The organism is Undibacterium sp. Di27W (assembly GCF_049340345.1).
GTDB lineage: Bacteria > Pseudomonadota > Gammaproteobacteria > Burkholderiales > Burkholderiaceae_D > Undibacterium.
Genome location: NZ_JBMPOS010000192.1, coordinates 1 through 255, shown reverse-complemented (window position 1 = coordinate 255; position 255 = coordinate 1). Strand labels below are relative to the sequence as shown.

Below are 255 nucleotides of genomic sequence, written 5' to 3'. Positions count from 1 at the left end.
TAGGTCAGGCTTCTTTGGCACCACTCGGAGGGCGCGGAAACCTGGGGCAATCTTCTTCGGGTAAGACCGGAGAAAAAACCTATGTCAACGTCGGTACGGGTAACCTTGTCGTCCAAGACAGCGATGCCGTGATGGAAGGCCGTGGCAGTGATGTTTCCCTGCTACGCACCTACAACAGCCAGGGCAAGCTCAATGATGACAATGGTGATGCCTGGTGGATCAATGGTTACCGTCGCATTAACAATTTGTCTGGTA

The 255-nt window shown here is 52.9% G+C and carries 1 protein-coding gene; it reads left to right on the top strand.

Annotation, left to right across the window (positions count from 1 at the left end; genetic code table 11):
- A partial coding sequence (locus ACO0LF_RS31845) for a DUF6531 domain-containing protein (protein WP_423021470.1) occupies nt 1-255 on the top strand: 255 nt, incomplete at both ends.